This window comes from Sphaerisporangium viridialbum (genome assembly GCF_049674955.1).
GTDB lineage: Bacteria > Actinomycetota > Actinomycetes > Streptosporangiales > Streptosporangiaceae > Sphaerisporangium > Sphaerisporangium viridialbum.
Genome location: NZ_CP187232.1, coordinates 2856365 through 2880860, shown reverse-complemented (window position 1 = coordinate 2880860; position 24496 = coordinate 2856365). Strand labels below are relative to the sequence as shown.

Annotated in this window: 22 protein-coding genes and 1 riboswitch; of the genes, 14 read left to right on the top strand and 8 right to left on the bottom strand. The window is 69.7% G+C overall.

Features of this window, described 5'->3' with window-relative positions; all coding sequences use genetic code 11:
* Positions 1-79: 79 nt before the first annotated feature.
* The 7 genes from ACOZ38_RS12725 to glgX all read left to right on the top strand — a co-directional run bounded on the left by ACOZ38_RS12725 (position 80) and on the right by glgX (position 9201).
* Positions 80-2170, top strand: a complete 2091-nt coding sequence (locus tag ACOZ38_RS12725) for an exo-alpha-sialidase (RefSeq protein ID WP_424530595.1) — start codon at positions 80-82, stop codon at positions 2168-2170.
* 163 nt (positions 2171-2333) lie between these two features.
* A riboswitch (guanidine-I (ykkC/yxkD leader) is annotated at positions 2334-2435 on the top strand.
* Positions 2436-2483: 48 nt separating this feature from the next.
* On the top strand, positions 2484-3629 hold the full coding sequence (locus ACOZ38_RS12720; RefSeq protein WP_424530593.1) for an agmatinase family protein: 1146 nt from the start codon (positions 2484-2486) through the stop codon (positions 3627-3629).
* A complete protein-coding gene (locus tag ACOZ38_RS12715) occupies positions 3626-4615 on the top strand; it encodes an ABC transporter substrate-binding protein (protein WP_424530592.1) in 990 nt (329 codons plus the stop codon). Before ACOZ38_RS12720 ends, ACOZ38_RS12715 begins: the two co-directional genes overlap by 4 nt.
* 40 nt (positions 4616-4655) lie before the next feature.
* The gene (locus ACOZ38_RS12710) at positions 4656-5501 is read left to right on the top strand and encodes an ABC transporter permease (RefSeq protein WP_424530590.1); all 846 of its coding nucleotides are present in this window, start codon (positions 4656-4658) and stop codon (positions 5499-5501) included.
* Positions 5498-6265: an ABC transporter ATP-binding protein gene (locus tag ACOZ38_RS12705; RefSeq protein ID WP_424530588.1), complete on the top strand. Its 768-nt coding sequence runs from the start codon at positions 5498-5500 to the stop codon at positions 6263-6265. The genes ACOZ38_RS12710 and ACOZ38_RS12705 overlap by 4 nt, the downstream gene beginning before the upstream one ends.
* Before the next feature lie 42 nt (positions 6266-6307).
* Positions 6308-6736, top strand: a complete 429-nt coding sequence (locus ACOZ38_RS12700) for an OsmC family protein (RefSeq protein ID WP_405146556.1) — start codon at positions 6308-6310, stop codon at positions 6734-6736.
* A gap of 341 nt (positions 6737-7077) precedes the next feature.
* Entirely contained in the window at positions 7078-9201 is a 2124-nt protein-coding gene (gene glgX, locus ACOZ38_RS12695) for a glycogen debranching protein GlgX (RefSeq protein ID WP_424530586.1), read from the top strand.
* 83 nt (positions 9202-9284) lie between these two features.
* On the opposite strand, the gene ACOZ38_RS12690 is transcribed toward glgX, so the two are convergent.
* The 4 genes from ACOZ38_RS12690 to ACOZ38_RS12675 form a co-directional block, all read right to left on the bottom strand.
* Positions 9285-10742 (bottom strand): LCP family protein, encoded by a 1458-nt coding sequence (locus tag ACOZ38_RS12690; RefSeq protein ID WP_424530585.1) that lies wholly within the window; start codon positions 10740-10742, stop codon positions 9285-9287.
* A gap of 303 nt (positions 10743-11045) precedes the next feature.
* Positions 11046-11306 (bottom strand): Sec-independent protein translocase subunit TatA, encoded by a 261-nt coding sequence (gene tatA, locus ACOZ38_RS12685; protein ID WP_405146551.1) that lies wholly within the window; start codon positions 11304-11306, stop codon positions 11046-11048.
* 224 nt (positions 11307-11530) lie between these two features.
* Positions 11531-14152: a magnesium-translocating P-type ATPase gene (gene mgtA / locus ACOZ38_RS12680; protein ID WP_424530582.1), complete on the bottom strand. Its 2622-nt coding sequence runs from the start codon at positions 14150-14152 to the stop codon at positions 11531-11533.
* A 67-nt stretch (positions 14153-14219) separates the two neighbouring features.
* Entirely contained in the window at positions 14220-14579 is a 360-nt protein-coding gene (locus tag ACOZ38_RS12675) for an ArsR/SmtB family transcription factor (protein ID WP_405146547.1), read from the bottom strand.
* A gap of 369 nt (positions 14580-14948) precedes the next feature.
* Between ACOZ38_RS12675 and ACOZ38_RS12670 the strand changes: the two genes are divergently transcribed.
* Positions 14949-15590, top strand: a complete 642-nt coding sequence (locus tag ACOZ38_RS12670) for a class I SAM-dependent methyltransferase (RefSeq protein WP_424530580.1) — start codon at positions 14949-14951, stop codon at positions 15588-15590.
* On the opposite strand, the gene ACOZ38_RS12665 is transcribed toward ACOZ38_RS12670, so the two are convergent.
* Entirely contained in the window at positions 15542-15751 is a 210-nt protein-coding gene (locus ACOZ38_RS12665; RefSeq protein ID WP_424536994.1) for a helix-turn-helix domain-containing protein, read from the bottom strand. The genes ACOZ38_RS12670 and ACOZ38_RS12665 overlap by 49 nt on opposite strands.
* Positions 15752-15956: 205 nt before the next feature.
* On the opposite strand from ACOZ38_RS12665, the gene ACOZ38_RS12660 reads away from it, so the two are divergent.
* From ACOZ38_RS12660 to ACOZ38_RS12650, 3 genes are read left to right on the top strand one after another with little or no spacing between them, the layout of a single operon-like run.
* Entirely contained in the window at positions 15957-16499 is a 543-nt protein-coding gene (locus ACOZ38_RS12660; protein ID WP_424530579.1) for a (2Fe-2S)-binding protein, read from the top strand.
* A complete protein-coding gene (locus ACOZ38_RS12655) occupies positions 16496-17485 on the top strand; it encodes an FAD binding domain-containing protein (protein WP_424530577.1) in 990 nt (329 codons plus the stop codon). The genes ACOZ38_RS12660 and ACOZ38_RS12655 overlap by 4 nt, the downstream gene beginning before the upstream one ends.
* A 43-nt stretch (positions 17486-17528) precedes the next feature.
* Positions 17529-19706 carry a xanthine dehydrogenase family protein molybdopterin-binding subunit gene (locus tag ACOZ38_RS12650; protein WP_424530575.1) on the top strand — a complete coding sequence of 726 codons (2178 nt, stop codon included), beginning with the start codon at positions 17529-17531 and terminating at the stop codon, positions 19704-19706.
* Positions 19707-19825: 119 nt separating this feature from the next.
* Here ACOZ38_RS12650 and ACOZ38_RS12645 read toward each other — a convergent pair whose 3' ends face one another.
* A complete protein-coding gene (locus tag ACOZ38_RS12645) occupies positions 19826-20173 on the bottom strand; it encodes a VOC family protein (RefSeq protein WP_424530573.1) in 348 nt (115 codons plus the stop codon).
* Between the two features lie 187 nt (positions 20174-20360).
* Positions 20361-20960 carry a TetR/AcrR family transcriptional regulator gene (locus tag ACOZ38_RS12640; protein WP_424530572.1) on the bottom strand — a complete coding sequence of 200 codons (600 nt, stop codon included), beginning with the start codon at positions 20958-20960 and terminating at the stop codon, positions 20361-20363.
* A 183-nt stretch (positions 20961-21143) separates the two neighbouring features.
* Between ACOZ38_RS12640 and ACOZ38_RS12635 the strand changes: the two genes are divergently transcribed.
* Positions 21144-22352 carry a YbfB/YjiJ family MFS transporter gene (locus ACOZ38_RS12635; protein WP_424530570.1) on the top strand — a complete coding sequence of 403 codons (1209 nt, stop codon included), beginning with the start codon at positions 21144-21146 and terminating at the stop codon, positions 22350-22352.
* Positions 22353-22438: 86 nt separating this feature from the next.
* On the top strand, positions 22439-23113 hold the full coding sequence (locus tag ACOZ38_RS12630) for an alpha/beta fold hydrolase (RefSeq protein ID WP_424530568.1): 675 nt from the start codon (positions 22439-22441) through the stop codon (positions 23111-23113).
* A gap of 73 nt (positions 23114-23186) precedes the next feature.
* Here the strand turns inward: ACOZ38_RS12630 and ACOZ38_RS12625 are convergent, their stop codons facing one another.
* Complete coding sequence (locus ACOZ38_RS12625; RefSeq protein WP_424530566.1) at positions 23187-23573, bottom strand: hypothetical protein; 387 nt, start codon at positions 23571-23573, stop codon at positions 23187-23189.
* 169 nt (positions 23574-23742) lie between these two features.
* On the opposite strand from ACOZ38_RS12625, the gene ACOZ38_RS12620 reads away from it, so the two are divergent.
* On the top strand, positions 23743-24465 hold the full coding sequence (locus ACOZ38_RS12620; RefSeq protein ID WP_405146529.1) for a pyrimidine reductase family protein: 723 nt from the start codon (positions 23743-23745) through the stop codon (positions 24463-24465).
* Positions 24466-24496 lie beyond the last annotated feature (31 nt).

The window sequence follows — 24496 nt, the reverse complement described above, 5'->3', positions numbered from 1 at the left end:
GACCGGCGCTGATCGACCGGCCGGTGGCGACGCCGCGATCGAAAACGACGAAGCACATCTCTTTACCCGGAGGTAGAACGTGGCACAGCCGGATCCGAAGCACACCCACATCGGCCGCAGAACCTTCGGCATGGGGGTCGCCGCGGCGTCACTGGCCGCCGCGATCGGCACGGCCGCCCCCGCCACGGGCGCGACGACCGCTCGGCGGCGGCCGGTCGCCTTCGACGACACCACGCTGTGGGACAACACCGTGGATCCGCTTGAGAGCTACCACGTCCACGGACTGACGGTGCTGCCGGACGACACCATCCTCGTCGCCACCGAGGGACGGCACGAGGTGTGCGACGCCGGCCCTCGCGACCTGCTGGTGCGTCGTAGCGAGGACGGCGGCGACACCTGGGAGCAGACGCGGACGCTGGTCGCGTCGGCCGGCGGCCAGTCGTGGGGCAACCCGGCCTTCGTCGTCGACCGGACCACGGGCGGGGTCTTCCTGTTCTACATGCTGTCGATCCTGCTGCCGGAGAACACCGGCTGCTCCGGCGACATCGGCGACCTCTACATGATCTCCAGCGCGGACGGCGGCCGCACGTGGAGCGAGCCGCGTGAGATGTCCGGCCTGTTCGACCACTTCCCCTACGATTGGGCACTGCACGGCCCCGGTCCGGGCCACGGCATCCAACTGGACAACGGCCGGCTGCTGCTCAACTGCTCCCACCGCCGGGTGATCATCGGCAACACCGTCGAGCAGCGGTACTACGGCGTCGCGTCGATCTACAGCGACGACCACGGCCAGACCTGGCAGGCGACCGGGGAGGTGCCGGTCTCCGTCGACTACCCGATCAACGAGGCAAGGGTGGTCCAGCGATCCGACGGCACGGTGCTGGTCAACGGCCGCGCGGCCTCGGGCGGTAACCGGCAGCGGATCGTGGCGGTCAGCGCCGACCGCGGGCTGACCTGGTCGCAGCCGCGCCTGGACGGGTCCACCGGCACGTTCAACGCCGTGGACGCGAGCCTGCTGCGCTACACCGGCGGACCCGGCTCGTCCGAAGTGGACCGGGTGCTGTTCAGCCGCCCCGATTCGCCGGTGCGCACGAACATGACGGTCTCGGTCAGCTACGACGAGGCGCACTCGTTCCGCTACAGCCGGGTGATCAACGAGGGCCGGTCGTACTACTCCGAGCTCGCACGGCTCTCCGACGGCACGATCCTGCTGGTCTACGGCTGCGACGGCGACAACCCGAGCTTCCCGCGCCGGGTGGCCATCTGCCGGTTCTCCCTCGAATGGCTCACCCACGGCCGGGACGGCCTGCGCAGGGGTCCCCGGTACGACGAACGACTCGTCGACCTCTCGACCGGCGCGCACGCCTCCGGCGGCGCCGTGTCGACCGTCACGGACGCGGTGGCCCGCGGGGGTAGCCGAGCCGTGTTCACCCCGGACCAGGCCGGCGCCCACGTCGAGTACACAGTGGACGTCCGGCGGCCGGGGTCCTATGAGCTGCTGCTGCGCTACTTCCGGGCCGCCGCCGGCGGTCTGGTCACCGTCACGGTCGACGGCCGCAGGCCGAGGACCGCGGTGCTGGACACCACGGCGGACCGGGCCGACGGCTACGACGTCGCGCGGCTCGGCACCGTCGGGCTGAAGGCGGGGCGGCACAAGATCCGGTTCACCGCGTCCGGGGCGGGCCGCGGGGGCGGCACGCTGGTCTCGCTGGACACGCTGAGCCTGATCGGCGCGCCGTCACAGGCCGACGTGCGCGACGAGGTGGTGGTCGACAACGACGAGCTCGGCTACCAGGTGGTCAGCGGCACCTGGTCGGCGGGGACGAGCGTGGCCGGCTACCGGGGCGGCAACTACCGCTCGGCGCCCGCCGGAACGGGCGAGAGGGTCGTCCGGTGGCGCCCGGTGGTCCCGCACGACGGCGACTACGAGGTCCAGGTCTCCCATACCGCGCACGAGAACCGCGCGAGCGACGCGCCGTTCACGATCACCCACGCGGGCGGGACCAGCGTGGTCCGGGTCGACCAGCGGGTGCCCGGGGTCACCGAGCCGCGCGGCGGCTCGTGGGTGTCGCTCGGCACCTACCGCATGACCGAGGGACCGGCCACGATCGAGCTGAGCAACGCCGCCAACGGCGTGGTCGTCGCCGACGCCGTCCGGTTGCTGCGCTAGTTCCTTCCTTTCCTACGGAGAGACGGACGGCTCCTACGGAGAGACGGACGGCGGAGCCCGCACTTGGGAGCCCTTTGTGCGTAGTACGTCACCGAGCCGCTACGGGCGGGAAACGGGGAGGAAACAGGCTGGCATTGTCATGAGAGGGACTCACCGGCATGTGGTGAGGCGCACCTAGGGTTCCGCCCTCCCGCGCGGGGAGGGGCTGGTCCAAGAGGTGCAGGCGGCCTAGGCCGTTCCACGGCGGGACAAAAACCCGGGAGACAGTCATGTCGGCTGCCTCCTGAGTGAGGCGTTCTCAAAAGGGAGTGCCGTGGGCCACCTTCACGACAATTACGGACCCGAGGCGCGCTACGCCGTCGAACGCGAGGCCGAGCTTCCCACCACCATGCACCGGCGCGAGATCGAGCGCGGCCTGGAGTACGGCCTGCAGGGCGCGGACTCGATCGTCGACCGCACCATCCCCACCTTCTCGCGGGGAGAGCTCCCGCACTTCGCCGGGATCAACACCTTCCTCAAGGCCCCGTACGTCGAGGACGTGCGGCGTTGCGGCGAGTACGACGTGGCGGTGCTCGGCGCCCCCTTCGACGGCGGCACGACCTACCGCTCGGGCACGCGGTTCGGCCCCCAGGGCATCCGCAAGATCTCGGCGCTTTACGGGCCGTACAGTTTCGAGCTGGGCGTGGACCTGCGGGAGTCGATCACGATCGCCGACCTCGGGGACATCTTCACCATCCCGGCCAACATCGAGAAGACGTTCGACCAGATCAGCAAGGCGGTGTCGCACGTCTACGCCAGCGGGGCCTTCCCGGTGGTGCTGGGTGGCGACCACTCGATCGGTTACCCGACCGTACGCGGCATCGCCGAGCACGTTTCCGGAAATGTCGGCATCATTCACTTCGACCGGCATGTCGACACGCAGGAGACCGACCTCGACGAGCGGATGCACACCACGCCGTGGTTCCACGCGACCGACATCCCGAACGTGCCGGCGAAGAACCTCGTGCAGATCGGCATCGGCGGCTGGCAGGCGCCCCGTCCCGGCGTGAAGGTCGGCAGGGAGCGCGGCACCACCATCATGACGGTCACCGACTGCGTCGAGATGGGCATCGAGGCGGCTGCCGAGCGGGCCCTGGAGGTCGCCTGGGACGGCGCCGAGGCCGTCTGGCTGTCCTTCGACGTCGACTGCCTGGACGCGGCCTTCGTGCCCGGCACCGGCTGGCCCGAGCCGGGCGGCTTCCTCCCCCGCGAGGTCCTGAAGTTCATCCAGCTCATCGCCGACGCCCGGCCGCTCGCCGGCATCGAGGTGGTCGAGTGCGCCCCGCCGTACGACAACGCGGAGATCACCGCCCTCATCGCGACCCGCGTCATCTGCGACACCCTCGGGTGCCTCGTCCGCGCAGGCCACCTGCCGAAGCGCCCCGCCCCGCCCGCGAAGCCCGAGAGGGGAGCCGCATGAGACTCAGGCGCCTCATCCTGCCCGCCACCGTCCTGCTCGTCCTGAGCACCGCCTGCGCCGCCCGGGAGACCGCCACGCCACCGGCCTCGACCGGGGCCTCGAAGATCAGGCTCGGCTTCAGCGCGTGGCCCGGCTGGTTCCCCTGGCAGGTCGCGCAGGAGCAGGGGTTGTTCGCCAGGAACGGCGTCGAGGTGGAGCTGAAGTACTTCGACAGCTACACCGACAGCCTCAACGCCCTGGCCACCGGCAACATCGACGCCAACAGCCAGACACTGAACGACACCCTGGCCTCGATCGCCGGAGGCGCCAAGGAGACCGTGGTTCTGGTCAACGACAACTCCACCGGCAACGACCAGATCATCGCCAAGGAGGGCGTCAAGAGCCTCGCCGACCTCAAGGGCAGGACCGTGGCGGCCGAGCAGGGCACCGTCGACCACTACCTGCTGCTGCTCGCGCTGCGGAAGGCGGGCCTGACCGAGGCGGACGTGAAGTTCCAGCCGCTGCCCACCGACGCGGCGGCCGCCGCGTTCGTCGCGGGCCAGGTGGACGCGGTCGGCGTGTTCGCGCCCTTCACCACCACCGCGCTCAAGCGGCCGGGCAGCACGACGATCGCCAGCTCCGCCGACTTCCCCGGCGCCATCCCCGACCACCTTGTGGTCACCCGGGACCTGGTGGACAAGGACGAGAAGGCCGTGCAGGCACTGGTGAAGACCTGGTTCGACACCATCGAGTGGATCGGGCAGAACCGTCCCAAGGCCCTAGAGATCATGGCGAAGCGGGCGGGGGTCGGCGTGGCCGACTACGAGACCTACGACAGGGGCACCACGATCTTCACACTGGAGCAGAACCGCACGGCGTTCGCGACCGACCTGCCGGCGAGCGCCAAGGAGATCTCCGGCTTCCTGGTCGCCGGCAAGCTCGTCGACACCGCCCCCTCGCTGGAAGGCCTGCTCGAACCCAGGTTCGTCCAGGCGGTCCAGCCGTGAGCACCCGGGCCACCGTCGCGGCCGTACCGGCGGTGAGGCCATGAGCGGCCCGGCCACCGCCGAAGCCGTCCACGCGGGGGCGGCGGTGAGCGGCCCGGGGACGGGCCGGCGCATCCGGCTGCTGAACTCCGCCGTGCCCGCCCGCATGGTCTGGGTCCTGCGCGCCCTGTCGGTGCTCGTGCCGCTCGCCGCGTGGTGGGGGCTCAGCGCGAGCGGCGTGGTGAACCCCACCTTCCTGCCCTCCCCCGCCGCGGTCTGGACGGCCGGGACGGACATGGCGGTCAGCGGCGAGCTGTGGACCGACCTTCTGGCCAGCCTCGGCAGGATCGGGCTCGGTTTCCTGCTCGCGGTGCTGATCTCGGTGCCGCTGGGGTTCACGATGGGCGCGCTCCCCTGGGCGCAGGCGCTGCTCGAACCGGTGATCGGCCTGCTGCGCTACCTGCCCGCCTCGGCGTTCATCCCGTTGCTCATCATCTGGCTGGGCATCGGCGAGGCGTCCAAGGTGGCGCTCCTGGTCCTCGGGGTGGTCTTCTTCAACACCCTGATGACGGCCGACGTCGTGCGGCAGGTGCCCCGGCGGCTGCTGGAGGTCTCCGCGACCCTCGGCGCGGGTCGTGTGCGCGTCGCCTCACGCGTGGTCTTCCCGTACGCGCTGCCCGGCATGATCGACGCGATGCGGGTCAACGCCGCGGCGGCCTGGAACTTCGTGGTCGTGGCGGAGCTGATCGCGGCCACCTCCGGGCTGGGCTACCGGATCACCCGGGCGCAGCGGTTCCTGCAGACCGACCGCATCTTCGCGATCCTGGTGGTCATCGGCCTGATCGGGCTGACCATCGACATCACCCTGCGCCTGGTGCGCGCACGTGTCGGGAGGTGGGCCGCGTGACGTTGCGGCTGGAGGGGGTCGGCAAGGAGTTCACGCCCGGCACTCCGGTGCTGGCCGGCCTCGACCTCACGATCGCGCCCGGGGAGTTCGTCTGCGTGGTGGGCGCCAGCGGGTCCGGCAAGAGCACCCTGCTGTCGCTGATCGCCGGGCTCACGCCGCCGACCACCGGCCGGGTGCTGCTGGACGGGGACGAGGTGACCGGCCCAGGTCCCGACCGAGGGCTGGTGTTCCAGACGGCGTCCCTCTACCCGTGGCGGAGCGTGGCGCGGAACGTCGCCTTCGGGCTGGAGTCGCTGGGCATCCCCCGCGCCCGGCGCGAGGAGCGGGTCGCGCGACTGCTCGACGAGGTGGGCCTCGGCGGCCTCGCCACCGCCCTGCCGGGGCGGCTGTCGGGCGGCCAGCAGCAGCGCGTCGCCATCGCCAGGGCGCTCGCCTGCTCGCCGCGCGTGCTGCTGCTCGACGAGCCGTTCGGGGCCCTGGACGTGCAGACTAAGGAGGACATGCAGCTCCTCATCCGCCAGGTATGGCTCGACGTCTCCACGACTGTGATCATGGTCACGCACGACGTGGAGGAGGCGGTCTTCCTCGGGCAGAGGGTGCTCGTGCTGTCCTGCGACCCCGGCAGGATCGCCCGTGACCTCCCCGTCGGCCTACCCGCCGCCCGCTCGCTGGAGGACAAGCGCTCGGCGGAGTTCCTGGCCCTCCGGGCGGAGGTCGAGGATCTGGTCCGTGCCGAGCACCGTGCGCACCAGGCGCGCGTGTAGGTTCGGCTTGGCAAGGACCTCAATATCGAAGGGATGATCGCAATGGCGACGACACGTACCGCGACGACCCAGTGGAAGGGCGCGCTGCTCGACGGCTCGGGCACCGTCTCGCTCGACACCTCGGGGGTCGGGACGTTCGACGTCTCGTGGCCCTCGCGCGCCGAGCAGGCCAACGGCAAGACGAGCCCCGAGGAGCTCATCGCGGCGGCCCACTCGTCCTGCTTCTCGATGGCTCTGTCGCACGGGCTCGCCCAGGCGGGCACGCCGCCGCAGCAGGTCGAGACTAAGGCCGACGTGACCTTCCAGCCGGGCGAGGGGATCACGGGCATCGTCCTGTCCGTGCGGGCCCAGGTGGCCGGCATCTCCGCGGCGGACTTCCAGACCGCCGCCGAGACCGCCAAGGCCAACTGCCCGGTCAGCAAGGCCCTCGCGGGCACCACCATCACGCTGAACGCCGAGCTGATCGGCTGACGACCCGTCCCGGCCCCCGCGTGCGACGTCACGCGGGGGCCGTTTCGTGTTGTTTGTACCGTTTACCTGCTGTTTGCGTGTTATATAGTGTTTTATCGGGTTCGTGCCGCACTGGCGGGTGCGAGGCGAGGTCTATCCGATCATTACCCCTAGCGAGGCAAAAGATCTGGTAAATCAAACTCGCGGCCCTAATATCGACAGTAGAGCCGGGACGTAAGCATCCAGGGACGCGGCAACGGAGCCCTGACCAGAAAGGAGCTGACGGGGCACCGGGTCACGACAGGAAACACGACGCGATCGAGCTGCACCGCGGACCGTTCCCACGACCACAATGAGGCTACATGCGTGAGGTCTGGCCTGGAGAGCCGTACCCTTTGGGCGCCACCTGGGATGGAGCCGGTACGAGCTTCGCACTCTTCTCCGAGGTCGCCGAGCGGGTCGAGCTCTGCCTTTTCGACGACGCGGGCGCCGAGACCCGCATCGACCTCCCCGAGGTCGACGGCTTCGTCTGGCACGGCTATCTCCCCGGCGTCATGCCCGGCCAGCGGTACGGCTACCGCGTGCACGGGCCTTACGACCCCGGGAGGGGACACCACTGCGACCCCGGCAAGCTCCTGCTCGACCCCTACGCCAAGGCGATCGAGGGGGACGTGCACTGGGACAGGTCGCTGTTCTCCTACCAGTTCACCGACCCCGGGCAGCGCAACACCGACGACAGCGCCCCCCACATGCCGAAGAACGTCGTCGTCAACCCGTTCTTCGACTGGGGCAACGACCGCTCGCCCCGCACTCCGTACCACGAGACCGTGATCTACGAGGCGCACGTGCGCGGGCTCACCATGCGCCATCCGGACGTGCCCGAGGAGCAGCGCGGCACCTACGCCGGCCTCGCCCACCCGTCGGTGATCGAGCACCTGCTCAGCATGGGCGTGACGGCGGTGGAGCTGATGCCGGTGCACCAGTTCGTACCCGAGCACGCGATGGTGGCCCGCGGCCTCACCAACTACTGGGGCTACAACACGATCTCCTTCCTGGCCCCGCACAACGCCTATTCGAGCGCGGGACAGCGCGGCGGGCAGGTGCCGGAGTTCAAGTCGATGGTCAAGAGCCTGCACGCGGCGGGCATCGAGGTGATCCTCGACGTCGTCTACAACCACACCGCCGAGGGCGACCACATGGGGCCCATGCTGGCCTACCGCGGCATAGACAACGCGTCCTACTACCGGCTGCTCGACACCGACCGCCGGCTCATGCTCGACTACACCGGCTGCGGCAACTCCCTGAACGTCCGCTCGCCGCACGCGCTCCAGCTCATCATGGACTCGCTGCGCTACTGGGTCATGGAGATGCACGTCGACGGCTTCAGGTTCGACCTCGCCGCCGCCCTGGCCCGTGAGCTGCACGACGTCGACCGGCTGTCCTCGTTCTTCGACCTGATCCAGCAGGATCCGGTGATCTCGCAGGTCAAGCTGATCGCCGAGCCGTGGGACGTCGGCCCCGGCGGCTACCAGGTGGGCAACTTCCCACCGTTGTGGACCGAGTGGAACGGCAAGTACCGCGACAGCGTCCGCGACTTCTGGCGGGGCGGCCAGTCGGTGCTGCCGGAGTTCGCCTCCCGCCTGACGGGCTCCTCCGACCTGTACGCCACGAGCGGGCGCCGGCCGGTCGCCTCGATCAACTTCGTCACCTGCCACGACGGCTTCACGCTGACCGACCTCGTCTCCTACGACCACAAGCACAACGAGGCGAACGCCGAGAACAACCGCGACGGCACCGACGACAACCGCTCGTGGAACTGCGGCGCCGAGGGGCCGGTCGAGGACCCGGCCATCGTGATGCTGCGCCGCCGGCAGCGCCGCAACTTCCTGACCACGCTGTTCGTGTCCCAGGGCGTGCCGATGCTGCTCCACGGCGACGAGCTGGGCCGCACGCAGCACGGCAACAACAACGCCTACTGCCAGGACAACGAGGTCTCCTGGGTCGACTGGTCCCTGCTCGGGTCCGAGTCCGACCTGCTCGACTTCGTCCGTACGATGTCCAGGTTCCGCAGGAAGCACCCGGTCTTCCGCCGCCGCCGGTTCTTCCTCGGGCGCATGCTGGAGGGCGACGTCCGCGACATCGTGTGGCTCACGCCGTCCGGCAAGGAGATGACCGCGAGCGACTGGCACAGCGGCTTCGGCAAGGCGATGGCCGTCTTCCTCAACGGCGAGGCGATCAGCGAGCCTGGCCCGCGTGGCCAGCGCATCAGCGACGACTCGTTCCTGCTGCTGGTGAACGGCCACCACGAGGACATCACGTTCACCCTGCCGGGCTCGGAGTACGGCCCGGGCTGGCAGCCCGTCCTCGACACCAACGACGAGGGCCCCTACGACCAACGCCCCTCAGGCGTGACCCACGAACCCGGCAAACCCATCACGGTCACCAACCGCTCAATGCAGATCCTCCGCTCGACCGCCAGGGGCTGACGGCTCACGCCGGTTGGTGATCACGTCTTCGCTCATTGACAGCGCAGCCAACCCGGCGTGGGCTTATTCGACTCGGTGGCCGGTCAGACGGCACAGGAGTCGTGGCCGGCATCGGTTCCCCGCAGGGCCTCCAGTTCCTCGGCACGCTGCGCTTTCAGTCCCTTCCAGTCATCGCCGACGGTCAGCACCAGGCGAGAGGTGCCGGCGGTGGGAACGAGTTTCGGAGCGGCCGCGATCAGGTCCGCTCTGAGGGTGGAGACGCGGGTCGCCCCATTGGGGGAGTACGAGATGGTGGTGGCCGGGTATGGTCTGCGCGGGGCGTCGCCGATCTTGGTGATGTGGTAACCACGCTGCTCCAGGGCGGCGGCGACCTGAGTGGCCAGGCCGCCACGCTGGGTGCCGTTGCGCACCTCGACCTGGATCTTCGAGCGAGGCACCTTGCTCTGGCCGCCCTTGACACCCGCCCCTTGCAGGGTCTTGTCGCCGGCGACGATCCGGAACAGCGTTCGGGCCTGTGGTTGCACCCACTCGACCCGCCCGGGATGGCTGAGCGAGTAGCGCCAGGGAGTGGTGATGAAATGGATCTGGCCGGCTGCCAGCCCCTGGACGCTGTCGGCCAGGTCCTTCATCACGCTGGGAGTGAGGCCGGGGTCGGTCGTCACCGATTTGGTCGCCGCGTCCAAGAAGCCGAAGAGCCGAGCGGGGTCGGTGAGGGTCTCGCCGCTCATCACCTTTTTGATCATTGAGGCGACGAACATCTGCTGCCGCTGAATACGGCCGATGTCGGAGCCGTCCCCCAGGCTGTAGCGGGCACGCACATAGCCCAGGGCCTGCTCTCCCCTGAGCGTCTGCCGCCCTGCGGGCAGGCGCAGCAGCGCCTTCTTGTCGTCGATCGGTTCCGGCAAGCAGACCTGGACGCCGCCGACCGCGTTGACCATGCCCTTGAATCCGCTGAAGTCGACCTTGACGAAGTGGTCGATGTGGATACCGGTGAGCGTCTCGATGGTCTTCCAGGTGCAGGCGATGCCACCGGAGTTGAACGACTCGTTGATCATGCCAACGTGCGGCCGCTGCCCTGGAAGATTTCCCTTCGCACGGCATGCGGGCAGCTGGACCAGCGAATCCCGCGGAAAGCTGATCACCATCGCGTTGTCACGCTTGGACGACAGGTGAGCGAGCATGATGGTGTCGGTGCGCTCGCCATCGATGCGGTGGCCGTACTTGGCGTTCTTGCCGTCCCGCTGGTCGGAACCGACGACGAGCACGTTGAGCGCGGTGGTGGAAGCCTTGGGCGGGCGGGTGGCGCCGAGCTCGTCGGCGGCGACATCGATGTGCTTGACGTTGCCGCTCAGCCGCACGTAGACGCCCACCGCGACACCGACGACGATTAGCACGATCGTCATCACGATCGCCAGGACCCACCACAACCAGCGCCGCCTGCGGCCCTGTCGCGGAACTCCTGCGGGCGCGGAAGGGGGCGTTCCCTCAAGCCCGCTGGTCACGTGATCGTCCATGAGGACGAAGCCGGCGGCGCCGCCCATGGCCAATAGCCTCGCCGGACGGATCTCGGCCGTCGAACGTCGTTCACTAACACCTCATATAGCGGGCATGAGGACATGCCAGGGGCCATCTCAGAAGTCCCGAAAAAATGATCTGGGCCGTATGCCCCGCGAGCGCTCATGGTCGAGCTGTGCGGTCGGCGCCGGCTCAGCTCACCCACATGCTGTGGGCGTTGAGCGCGCAGATGAACGCCCACAACAGAATGGCCGCCAACCGGTGCGATGCCCTGCCGGATCCGATTCGCGGCTGCGCTTCCGCCATGCTCGCTCCCCTGCTGTCAGGGCTCAGTTGATGCCGCTCTGCGCGTGCGGCAGATCGGGGTCGGCGGCCACGATGGGGCGAGGAGCGGCCCCTCGTCGCGCCTCTGGCGGCACGTCGGCCTTGGTGGTGTCATCTGTCATGGCCGCGGTCTCGTTCTTGAGAATGCGCAGGGACTTGCCCAGGGCGCGGGCCGCGTCCGGCAACTTCTTGGAGCCGAACAGAAGGATCAGCGCCAGTGCCAGGACCAGCAGATGGCCAGGCTCGAGTCCGTTGCGAAGAAGCATGGTGCTTTATCCCTTCCCGCCTCGCCGGAACGCGTCCTCGTGTCGCCGCGCCCGTCGCTTGCTGCATTGCGCAACTATACAACCGATAGCGGGCGTCCGCGGAGCAGCATGCCTGAAGGCGCTCACCACAGCGCCGAACCCTACGAGCCGTCCGCAGTCCGCAGAACGCGTACATCTCGCCGCCGACGGTCACAGTGGCCCGTCACCGACATTCTCGGCCGCGGCTACGCCGGTTCCTCCGCCGTGATCGCGGCGCCTTCGGTTCCTGACGGCTGACGGCAATGGCGGCTCGACCGGCCAGGATCTCTACTCCGCCCTCTTCTTCGGCTGAGCAGCGCCAGCGCGCCACCGTACAGCACCACTACAACGGCGAGCAGCGCGTAGAACGTGACCGGCAGCGTGGTGAGACCGAGCGCGGGAGCGAGCGGAGACAGCGGCAGCAGCACGCCCACAGAGGCCAGGGCACCGGTTGCCGTCATGAGCGGGACAGAGACGCGCCGCCATGTCCGCAACAACAGCATCATCAGCGCCTGGGTGAGCAGGTTCTCGATGAACCACCCGGTGTGGAAGGCCGATTGTCCGCTCGGTTGTGTCGAGCCGAGCACCACCGACGCCAGCACGGCGAATGTCGCCAGGTCGGCGATCGCGTTCAGCGATGCGAAGCCGACGATGAAACGAAGCAGGCCCCGCGGCCGCAGCTGCGAAGGGCGCCGCAGTACGTCGGGATCGGCCCGATCGAACGCGAACGCGAGCTGGGCCGCGTCGAAGCACAGGTTCTGCACCAGGACCTGTGCCGGAAGCATGGGCAGGAAGGGCAGGAGCAACCCTGCGCCGAGCATCGCGATGACGTTGCCAAGGTTGGAGGACAGCGCGACACGCAGGTAGGTGATGATGTTGCCGGTACTGCGGCGCCCGACGAGGATCGCGTGATCAATCGCGGTGAGGTCCTTGGCGGCCAGGACCACATCGGCGCTCTCCCGCGACACGTCCACGGCATCACGCGGGCAGATGCCCACGTCGGCGGCCTGCAAGGCGGGCAGGTCGTTGACGCCGTCACCAAGGAAACCGGTCGTGCGCCCTGCCTCCCGTAGAACCCTCACGATCCGGGCCTTGTGCTCGGGAGTGCAGCGGGCGAATACCGTGGCGCGTTCGGCGAGCTCGAACAGGGCCGCGTCGCCGAGGCCGTCGATCTGATCGGCGACGACCGCCACGCCGGGGTCGATGTTGAGATCACGGCAGATCTGCGCGGCGGTCGCGGGATGGTCACCGGTGAGGACCTTGACCGTGACGCCGCGACGGGCCAAGGCGGCGAGCGCGTCCGCGGCACCGGGCGCGAGCGCGTCACGCAACCCGACGAAACCGAGGAAGGTCAGGCGATGCTCGTCGCCGGGGCCGTGATCGCGGTGGCCGGCGGGCCGCTCGGCAAGCCCGACGGCAAGCAACCGCAAGCCCTCCCCGGCCTTCTCCTCGGCGAAGCGGCGCAACCGATCCCGGGCGATGTCGTCCAGGCGTCCATCCGTACCGGCTGTGCGCACCTGGGTGCACCGTTCCAGCACGGCCTCGACGGCGCCCTTGACCACCAGCGTGTGCGAAGCCGTACGTCCGGGGCGGCGCACCACCGCACAGGAGATGCGGCGTACCGGATCGAAGGTCAGCGCGGCCACGCCCTCGTATTCGTCCAGCTCCTCGGTGGCATCCAGAATCGCCTCGTCAAGGGCGTCCGGAGAAGGGAGATCGGCAAGCTGCAACGTCCACAGGCTGTTGACGGCCGCCCACTGGAGCACCTGCCGATCATGGCGGCCGTCCGCATCGACCGAACAGTCGACGACCGGGCGGTCCTGCGTGAGGGTGCCCGTCTTGTCGGTGCACAGAACCTCGATCGCGCCGAGATCGTGGAGGGCAGGAAGGCGTTTGACGATCACTCCCCTGCCGCGCGCGAGGGCGGCCGACCCTCGGGCCAGCGCCGTGGTGACCACGACCGGCAGCATTTCCGGTGTCAGGCCGACCGCCACGGCGACAGCGAATGGCAGCGCCTCCAGCCCTCGCCCGCGCAAGGCGACATTGACCATGAGGGCGAGCGGCGGGATGAGCAGCATGAACCGGACAAGACCCCAGGAGATCCCGTTCACCGAGCGATCGAACGCCGAAACTCGACGCCCCCGTGCCGGCTCCCGGTAGGCGCCGGCGAACTGGGTTCGAGCGCCAGTGGCGACGACGACCGCCAGAGCGCTTCCTGAGACGACGCTGCTGCCCTGAAAGCACAGGTATGGCAGGTCCAGTAGCGCTCCGGTGCGTGAAGGTGAATCGGCCGCGTGCTTGGCGACGGGCCGGGATTCACCGGTAAGCGCGGCCTGATGAACGGTGAGGCCACTCGACCGCAAGAGCCGCACGTCCGCGGGCACGAGATCGCCCGGGCCCAGTTTGATCACATCACCAGGCACCAACTGGTCGACCGGGATCTCCCGCGACTGCGGAGCGGCGTTCTCACTGACCCGTCGCCGCGCCGTCGCCGTCATGGGGAGCAACTCACGCAGAGCGGCCGCGGATCGATCGGCCCGGTATTCCCCGCTGGACCTCAGCAGGCAGCTGACGACGACCAACACGACGATCACGCCGGCCGTACCCCACGAGGCTATGGCCGCCGACACCAGCCCAAGGCCGAGCAGCACCAGCGTGAACGGATCGCGCATGCTGCGCCCCAAGCGCCACAGCCACGACGCCGTACGCTCTGCCGGTACCCTGTTCTCGCCATAGCGCAGCAACCGCTCCTCGGCCTGCGCCTCCGTCAGCCCGCGTAGCCCGGTCTCCAGTAGCCGCAGCACTTGGAGTCGTGTCAGCTTCGCCACATCGAGGATGGACAGGTGAGCGGGGCTCCCATCCTGCGAACCCAGGTCTGCGGAAGCCGTCTGAGCGTCAGCCGCCCAGACCACGGACGCGCCCCGATGACCCACGCTGGTCGGCTCGGCCGGCGAACCGTCCCACCAACCACTGAACCAAGGCGACCACATCCTGGTCGTCGACCAGGTACACCACCCGGCGGCCCTCGCGCCGCGACCGCACTAACCCTGCCAGTTTCAACTTCGTCAGATGCTGGCTCACAGCGGGCAACGCACCACCCACGCGTTCGGCGAGCCCGCTCACATCGCTCTCGCGCTGGGCCAGCGCCCAAACAATGTGCAGCCGCGCGGGCGAGGCCAGCAGCCCGAACGTCGCGGCAGCCTCGGCCAGCACCTCAACGGGCGGGTCGTTGAAGTCTCCACCGCTCGTCGCCACTGTCGCTCTCCCGTTCGCCCGGGACCTGCCCTCGTCCCCGCAAGAGCCCAGTCTAGGCGCGCGAGGCTGTGAACCCGGTCAGGAGGCGGCGGACCTGCCTTGCCCTTCAGGGGTAACCACCCCGGACAACTGCAGCCCATTGGGACAAGCCTCAGGGCCTTGTCGCGGGGCGTGTCGTTCGGAACCTGCTCGATATGCCGGGCATGCGAGCGAGGCCGGCTGGACCGCGGAGGAGGATCGTGCAAGGGGCGGCGAGGATTGTTCTACGGTTTCCCCAGGTCACGGTGATTGAATGGGATTACCGGTCCTCCCGCGGAGCAGGAAAATGCCTGTCCGCCGCGGATCCCATCACACCGCGAGGGTCAAGGCATGAGGGAAACAGTACTTTTCGCCCGCGAGTTCCTGCGCAGTCCGCTCCGGACGGCCTCCCTGATCCCGAGTTCGGCCCGCCTGGTCGAGCGGCTCGTCGCCGCCGTGCCGGAGCGGGGCGAGCCCGTGGTGGTGGAGCTCGGTCCGGGCACCGGACCTGCCACCGAGGCGATCCAACGCAAACTGGCAGGCCGCGGCCGTCACATCGCGGTCGAACTGAACGAGCGGCTCGCCACGCATCTGGTTCAGCGTTTTCCCCGCGCCGAGATAGTCACCGGCTCCGCCTGGGAACTGCCCCGCATCCTCGCCGACCGGGGCCTGAGCACGGCGGACGTGGTGGTGAGCAGCCTTCCCTGGTCGGCGTTCACCGGCCCGCAGGGCCGCGTCCTCGTACCGAAAATCGCCTCGGTTCTGTCCGAGAGCGGGGTGTACACGCAGTTCACCTACACCTGGACCCACTGGGCCCCTCCGAGCCGTCACCGGCTCGCGCAGCTGCGGCAGGCGTTCGAAGAAGTGGTCGCAAGCAGGACGGTGTTCCGCAACCTGCCTCCCGCCTTGGTGTATACCTCCCGCAGGTCGCGTGTTCCGGCCGGTCAGTTCCCCGCGTCGGCGGTGGGCACCGCGAATCTGATCGCGTCCTGACTGGGTGGCGCGCCGAAAAGGCGCCGGTACTCTCGGCCGAACTGGGACGGGCCGTCGTATCCCACGCGGTATCCGATGTGCGCGATGTCTTTTGGATGTGCCGCCAGAAAAAGCCGGGCTTCATGGAGTCCGATCTTATTCTGGAACTGAATCGGACTCATTCCGGTGACGGCCTGGAAGTTCACGGTACTCGTACACGTACTCGCCGGTCCAGCAATTCTTTCCGGCTCATGCGAAATCACAAAGAGGATAGTGCAAGGCTTCGCCACTTTCAGGCAAAGCGATTCTCCGGCGGACCGGTTGAATGTCTGGAGTCTCTGAGCCTCTGCTGATCGGGGTTCGCTGTATTGAGGAAGGAGAAGCGGTATGAGGGACGGCACCCGCAGTGGGATACGTCTTCGCGTCAACGGCCTGACGCACCGTCTGAACGTCGACAATCGCAGGACACTGCTCGACGCGCTCCGCGAGGACACGGGCCACACAGGGCCGAAGAAGGGCTGCGACCGCGGACAGTGCGGCGCCTGCACGGTGCTCCTGGAGGGCCGGCGTGTGGTGTCCTGCCTGACGCTGGCGGTCGCCGCCGACGGCTCGGACGTCACGACGGTCGAGGGTCTCGCGCACGACGGTCAACTGCGGCCGCTGCAGCAGGCGTTCGTACAGCTCGACGGTTTCCAGTGCGGCTACTGCACACCCGGGCAGCTCTGCTCCGCGGTCGGCATGCTGGCCGAGCACGCGGCGGGCTGGCCCAGCGCGGTCACCGCCGATGTCTCACCCGAGGGACCGGCACCGGAGTTGGACGCCGAGGAGGTGCGCGAGCGCCTGAGCGGCAACCTGTGCCGCTGCGGCGCGTACCCGTCGATCGTGCGCGCCGTGCTGGAGACGGCGTCCCGCGAGGAGGTGACGGGATGAAGGAGTTCAGCTACCAGCGGCCGAGGCAGGTCCGTGACGCCCTCGCCCTGGTCGCCGGCGATGACGGCGCCCGGTTCCTCGGCGGTGGAACCAATCTCGTCGACCTGATGAAGGACGGTGTCGAGACGCCCACCCGGCTGGTGGACGTGCGCCGGCTGCCGCTGGACGGTGTCCGCGAGGCACCCGACGGAGGACTCGTCATCGGCGCGACGACGACCAACAGCGACGCGGCGGCCCATCCCGAGGTGCGCCGCCGGTATCCGGCACTCAGCCAGGCCGTGCTGGCGGGCGCGTCGGGGCAGCTGCGCAACATGGCCACGGTGGGCGGCAACCTGCTGCAGCGGACCCGGTGCGGCTACTTCGCGGACCCCTCGCAGCCGTGCAACAAGCGCAGCCCCGGCAGCGGCTGTTCCGCGATCGCCGGAGAGCACCACAACCACGCGATCCTCGGCTGGTCCGACCACTGTGTGGCCACCCATCCCTCGGACATGACCGTGGCCCTGGCCGCGTTCGACGCGGTCGTGCACTACGAGACCCTGCACGGGACCCACGAGATCCCGCTGTCCGAGTTCTACCTGCCGGTCGGCGAGACCCCGCAGCGGGAAACGGTGCTGCCCCCGGGCGCCCTGATCACCGCGGTCGCCCTGCCGGCCGCCGCGGCGTCCCCGCGTTCGCGCTACCGCAAGGTCCGCGAGCGCGCGTCGTACGCCTTCGCCAACGTGTCCGTCGCGGCCGCGCTGGACGTCCACGAGGGCATCGTCAAAGGCGCCCGGATCGCGCTCGGCGGCCTCGCCTCACGGCCCTGGCGCGCCCACGTCGCCGAGTCCGCCCTGCGGGACGCTCCCGCCACGGCCGACCGCTTCGGTGCCGCCGCCGACGCGGAACTGTCCGCCGCGCGGCCGCTGCGCGACAACGCATACAAGGTCACGCTGGCGCGCAATCTCGTCGAGGCCGTCCTGACCGAGCTCGCCCACCGGGCCGGGTGACGAAGCGGTCCCGTCACACGCGCCCACGGAAGGAGATCCACGCATGAACGCGTTCTCGACCAGCGCATCCTCGGCACCGGCCGGGCACCCGGCCTCCGGACCGACCACCGCCCCGTTGGCCGGCACGGCGGAGCCGCCCCCGGGCGCCGTGGGCACGGCGCGGCCCCGCATCGAGGGCGCGGGCAAGGTCACCGGCAGTGTGCGCTACGCGGCGGACGAGCCGATGCGCGACCTGGCCCACGGCTGGGTCGTCACCTCCACGGTGTCCCGCGGACGCATCCGCGACATCGACACCTCCGCCGCGCTGGCCATGCCCGGCGTGCTGGGCGTGATCGACCACCGCACCGCGCCCCGGCTCAACCCGCAGGCGGCGGGCTTCTTCGGTACGGACGGCGGCCTGCGACTGCTGCAGGACGAGACGGTCCCCCACGCCGGCCGGCCGATCGCGCTGGTGGTGGCCGAGACGCCGGAGCAGGCCAGGGCGGCGGCCCTGGCGCTTTCGGTGTCGTACGACGAGGAACCGCACGACACGGACTTCTCACTCGACCACCTGGCGGCCCGGCCGGCATTGCCGCTGTTCGGCGAGGACGCGAACGTCGGTGACGTGGACGCGGAACTGGCCGCGAGCGCGGTGGTCGTCGACGAGCGGTACCGCACGCCCGAGGAACACGGCAGCGCCATGGAGCCCCACTCCGCGACCGCGTGGTGGGAGGACGGGCGCCTGCAGGTCATCGACTGCAACCAAGGCCCCTTCCTGGTCGCCCAGACGCTGGCCGCGCTGTTCTTGCTGGACCCGAAACAGGTGCGCGTCCGCGCCGAGCACGTCGGCGGCGGTTTCGGCTCCAAGACGCTGTGCGGGCCCCACCTGATCCTGGCCGTGATGGCCACGACGCTGCTGCGGCGGCCCGTCCGCGTCACCCTGACCCGCAGCCAGGTGTTCCAGACGATCTCGATGCGGCCGGCGACCGACCAGCGCATCCGGATGGGGGCCGACGCGGACGGCCGACTGCGGGCGATCGACCACACACCGGCCTTCGAGCTCTCGCCGCTCGCCGAATACCTCGAATACTGCACCGAACTCACCAAGACGCTCTACGCCGCCCCCGCGATCCGTACCCGGCTCACCGCGGTCCCCCTCGACATCCTGCCGCCGTACTCGCTGCGCGGACCGGGTGCGACACCTGGTTCGTTCGCACTCGAATCCGCCATGGACGAGGTGGCGGAGCGGCTGGGCATGGATCCGCTCGAACTCCGGCTGCGCAACGAACCCGCCGTCGGCCCGGTCTCCGGCCTGCCCTTCAGCCGCCGCAACCTCGTCGCCTGTATGCGGGAGGGCGCGCGCAGGTTCGGCTGGGCCGCACGCGACCACCGCCCAAGGACGCGCCGGGAGGGACGTCTCCTCGTCGGCACCGGGCTGGCGGCCACGTCGTTCGGCGCGGGCGCGCTGCCCTCCTCGGCGGCCATCACCGCCGAGCCGGACGGCACGTACACCGTGGCCGTCGGCGCCTCCGACATCGGAACGGGCGCGCGCACCGCGCTGACCGCGGTGGCCGCCGAGGCATTGCGGGTCGATCCCGGGCGGATCCGCATCCTGATCGCGGACAGCGACCTCGGCCCCGCGTGGAGCGCCGGCGGCTCCCGGGGGACGACCTCCTGGTCCTGGGCCATCACCGAGGCCGCGCGGAAGCTGCTCGCCCGGTCCGACGATCCGACACGGCCGCTGACCGTCTCGGCGGAGACCAGCGAGTCGCTCAGCAGGGTGCCGCCCAAGGAACGGCACTCCTACAGCGCCGTGTTCGCCGAGGTGACCGTCGATCCGGCCACCGGCGAGGTGCGCGTACGGCGCCTGCTGGGCATGTTCGCCGTCGGCCGCGTAGTCAACCCGCTGCTGGCCCGCAGCCAGCTCGTCGGCGGCATGGTCACGGGCCTGTCCATGGCCCTGCACGAGGAGGGCGTACGGGATCCGGTCACCGGCCGCCACGTCAACGGGGACTTCGCCGGCTACCACATCGCCGCACACGCCGACGTCCCCGACATCGAGGCCGACTTCGTGCCCGACTACGAACCCGGCGACCCCTCGGGCATCAAGGGCGTCGGCGAGATCGGCACGGTCGGCACCGCGGCCGCGATCGCGAACGCCGTCTGGCACGCCACCGGCCGACGCCAGCGGATCCTCCCCATCCGTCCGGACCGCGTGCTGGAAGAAAGGCCTGAGTGGTGAGCCGACCGCGAGAAAGGGCTCCCGGACCGATGCCGTCGCGGCCCCGGTCCGGGACCTGACCAGGAGGTACACCTGCTACGCGAAGTGTGGCCCTTCATCGATGGTGCGCGGAGGGGGTGTCAGCGGTGGCCCAGCACGTTGACCACCCGGCCGTTGGGGTCGCGGACGAAGAACCGGCGCACTCCCCACTCCTCGTCCTGCAAGGGATGCACGATCTCCGCACCGCTCTCCCGCATGACCGCGTAGGCCGCATCCACATCGTCCACCTCCACGCTCATGTCGGGGGTGACTGATGCGGTTTTGTCGCTGGCCATGAAGCTGACCTGCGCTGTCGGACTGGACGGGGAAGCGAGCGTCATGATCCAGCCGAGGTTCATGACCTCCTCGAAGCCCAAGAGCCCATAGAAATCCCGGCTCTCCTGCACAGCCTCTGACTGGACATTGGGCACGACACGGCGAACGGCCATCGACAACTCCAAGCGGGAATATACGTGTCTCATCACGACCGTACCGTCGTGCAACCCGCCGGCCGCGGACACGAAGGACGCGCCGACGTCCAGCGAAGTCGGGCGTGCCGGACAGGCAGAGGCTGCCAAAGCCTGTTCAGGACACTCGTTGCGACGACCATGCGGCCGAACTCAGCGATCCGACGCGTCAATTTTGAACGCTGGTTCGGGAGGCGGCGGACAGCAGGGTGAGCGCGGCCTGGCGGGCATGCTCGGCCGCGCCGGCGGTGTCGTGATGTTCGGCGACGACGGTGGCGCCCTCGACCAGCATGAGCAGTTGCCACCCCAGCTTGTGTGGATCGGCGGCGCCGGCGCGTCTGGCGATGCCGGTCAGGAGTTCGAGGTAGCGGCCCAGGTGGCGGGCCGTGATGGCGCGCACGGCCTCGACGTGGTGCTGGGCGGCCGCGTTCAGGATGGCGCAGCCGCGAAAAGCCGGGTCGTCGTACCACTGCTGGAGGGCGCCGAACACCGCGGTGAGCTGGTCGGCGGGCTCGTGTGCGGCAGCCGCGATGGCTTCGGCCAGCCAGCTCGTCACCCGTTCACTGCGAGCCTCCAGCATGGCCTGCACAAGTTTGTCCTTGGTGCCGAAGTGCCGGTAGAGCGTCTCCTTGGACACTCCGATGCGGGCGCAGAGTCCGGCGACGCCGATGCCATCGAGCCCGTGCTCGTACAGCACTCGGGTGGCCGCTTCGAGGATGGTGGCGCGGGTGCGCTCGGGATCGATCGTCGAGCCCTTGGGGACTGGCATTCCACAGATGGTACCGCTCGGTTCGATCAACTGCTAGCATCCGAGATCGTACCGATCGGTTCGATCTTTGGAGTGTGTCATGTCCGACCTTCGTGTCATCGGCCCGCCGCCTGATCGCGGCTCTCCGATCGACCGACCCGCACCATGTGGTGGCGGCCAGGCGACCTCACTGACGCGAGACCAATGAGGCCACCAGCACGGCAGGCGTCATGGCAGGCGGCGCGGCTGGCACTCGGCACCGCCTCGGCGCTCGGACTGGCCCGCTTCGCTTACGGACTGCTCCTGCCGGCCATGCGAGACGATCTTCACTGGACCTTGGCGGAAGCCGGGGCGATGAGCACCGCCAACGGACTCGGCTACCTCCTCGGCGCGCTGGTGACCGCCATGATCGTGCGCCGCCTGGGCAGCGCCGCCGCATTCCGCTGGGGCATGGCCCTCACCGCACTGTCGCTGGCCGCCACCGCGGCCGGCGATGACTACCTGGCGTTGCTGGCCGCGCGAGCCGCGGCCGGAGTGGCCGGAGCGGTGGTGTTCATCACCGGCGGCGTGATCGCATCACGCATCGCCACCCGGGTCGCCTCCGGCACGCCCATCACCGTGTACTTCGCCGGCACCGGGCTGGGCATCGTCTTCAGCGGCGCGACCATCCCGCCGCTGGCCGATCACTGGCACCTCGCCTGGGTCGGCCTGAGCGTCGCCGCCGCTCTGGCGACGGTGGCAAGCTGGACCGCCGCGCGTACCGGCGAGGAAGCGCCGGCCGCCACTGCCGGGCGAGCACGGGTGCGCCCGCTATGGGGAATCGCCCTGGCCTACCTGCTGTTCGCCGCCGGGTACATCACCTACATCACCTTCCTGTCCGCCTACCTCGCCGACCGGCACGCTCCGATCGCGCAGGTGGTGCTCACCTGGACGGCGCTTGGCCTGGCCGTCGTGGCGGCACCCGCGCTGTGGAGCCGCCCGGCCACGAACTGGCCCGGCACCCGGACCCTGGCCACCCTGCTCGGCGTCCTCGGCGGTGGAGCGGCACTGGCCCTGTCAGCGCCCACACCGCCGGTCATCCTCGCTTCCGCGCTCCTCTACGGGGCGACGTTCATGGGCGTTCCCGCCGCCGTCACCACGCTCATCAGGGGCAGCACCGCACCCGCCGACTGGACCGCCACGCTGGCGGCCTTCACCACGCTGTTCGCGGCCGGGCAGACCGCCGGTCCCTGGATCGCCGGCATCGTCGCCGATCGGACCTCGACCGACGCCACCTTGGTCTGGACCGCGATCCTGTGCACCGCGGCGGCCTTGGTCGCCGCCACCGCGAGGCCGTCCGCACCCCCGGCACCGCCGACCACGGCGCGCGACCCGATGGCACTCACACAGACACCTGATGCCGGACTCCGGTGATCTCGCGCCCGAGCCGGCGCCCGCGGGCGACGACACCTCGGCCACTCTCAAATAGCGCACGTCCAACAACGACAAGGAGCACTGCTGTGGCAACCTTCGTCCTCATCCCCGGCATGTGTCATGGCGGCTGGTGTTTCGAGGAACTCACCGAACAGCTACGCGGCCACGGACACCGCGCCCACCCGCTGACATTGACCGGACTCAGCGAACGCAGCCACCTGCTGCACGGCGGAGTGAACCTCGACACACACATCCAGGACGTGAGCGGCGTGCTGGCGGCCGAGAACATCCAGGACGCGGTGCTGGTCGGCCACAGCTACGGGGGAATGGTGATCACCGGCGTCGCCGACCGCGTACCCGAACGGGTGGACTGCCTGGTGTACCTGGATGCCGTCGTGCCCGAGCACGGAGACTCCTGCTGGAACCTGGTCTCCGACCAGGAGCGGCAGTGGTACATGGACGTAGTGGAGACCGGCTACGCGACGCGGCCGCTGCCGTTCTTCGACGCACGGGCCACCCCTCACCCGCTCGCCTCGCTGGTCCAACCGCTCCGGCTCACCGGCGATCTCGCGCACATCCGGCGCCGAGACTACGTCTACGCGGCGGGGTGGGACGAACAGTCCCCGTTCACCCCCGTCTTCGAACGCCTGCGTGAGGACCCCTCCTGGACGACCCACGCGCTGGACAGCGGGCACAACCTCATGCGCGACGCCCCGCAGCACCTGTTGAAGATCCTGCTCGAGGCCGTCGAACCCCGCTGAACGCCGAAGATCGCGGCGCGGATCGGGGCCAGGCCGAGCGCGGGTATGGCTTCGAAGCCGGCCGGTGGCGCGGCTAAATGGTCGTGGCGGCGAGGAGGATGAGGATGAAGGTGAGGATTCCGGCCGCGGCGTGGAGGATCACGGGGAGGAGGGGGAAGCCCTGTTCGGCGCCGCGGGCGTGTCTGCCGGCGCCCAGCCAGCGGGTGAACATCACGAAGCCGAGCAGGGTGGCGAGGCAGAGCAGCCCGAGTGACAGCCAGATGTAGCCGCCGCGGGCGGTGAGGACGAAGGCCGCCCAGGCGGCGAGCGAGGTCACGCCGAGCACCGGGTGCATGACGACCAGCACGGTCGGGAAGCGGGTCACCTTGGCCGTCTGCCGGCCTCCCGACAGCCAGAGGCACAGCAGGTAGATCCCGAACCCGGTGGTGACCAGCCACACCGCGACAGTGACCACTCGCACCAAGGTCCTCCCGATCCCCGAAGATTTTCTTCCCCACCTACATCTCCGGACGACCGCGTAACGCTACGCGCCCTATACCTCACATGTCGCTAATATGCCGAAGCGTTACTTCAAGGACGGCCGATCCCGCTCGCGTGCCGGGCACCCAGCCTGTGCCAAGGTAGAGAGCGTGCGACGCATCCTTCCCAGCTCAGCGGACGACGTCGACCTCGCCGAGGCCTACGCGTACCCCCGAGGCGAGTGGCTGCGCCTCAACATGGTCGCCGGCGTCGACGGGGGCGCCTGGCTGAAGGGCCTTTCCGAGGGCCTGTCCGGCAAGGGCGACCGCCGCGTCTTCGGAGTGCTGCGCGGCCTCGCCGACGTGGTGGTGGCCGGTGCCGCGACCGTACGCACCGAGGGGTACGGCCCCGCCCGCCCGCGCGCGTCGTGGGCGGAGCTGCGCCGGGGACGGCCGCTCGTCCCGCCCATCGCCGTCATCACGCGGCGGCTCGACCTCGACCTGGCCGGCCCGCTGTTCACCGAGGCGGAGCCGTACGCCAGGACGATCGTGATCACCACGGAGCGCGCGCCCAAGGACCGGCGCGACGAGGCCGCCAGGCACGCCGACGTGATCGTCGCGGGCGACGAGCGGGTCGACCTGCCCCTCGCGGTCGAGGCGCTGCGCGAGCGCGGGCTCGGCCGGGTGCTCTGCGAGGGCGGTCCGCGCGTCAACGCCCAGATGGCGGCGGCCGGGCTGGTGGACGAGCTCTGCCTGACGATCAGCCCGCTGCTGGCGGGCGGCGACGCGGCGCGCATCCTCAACGGCCCGGCCTCCAACATCCGGCTGAGCCTCGCACACGTCCTGGAGGAAGACGGCTTCCTCTTCTGCAAGTACGTACGGGAGCAGGCATGAACCTTCCCGCCCCACCCAACCTTCCACCCGA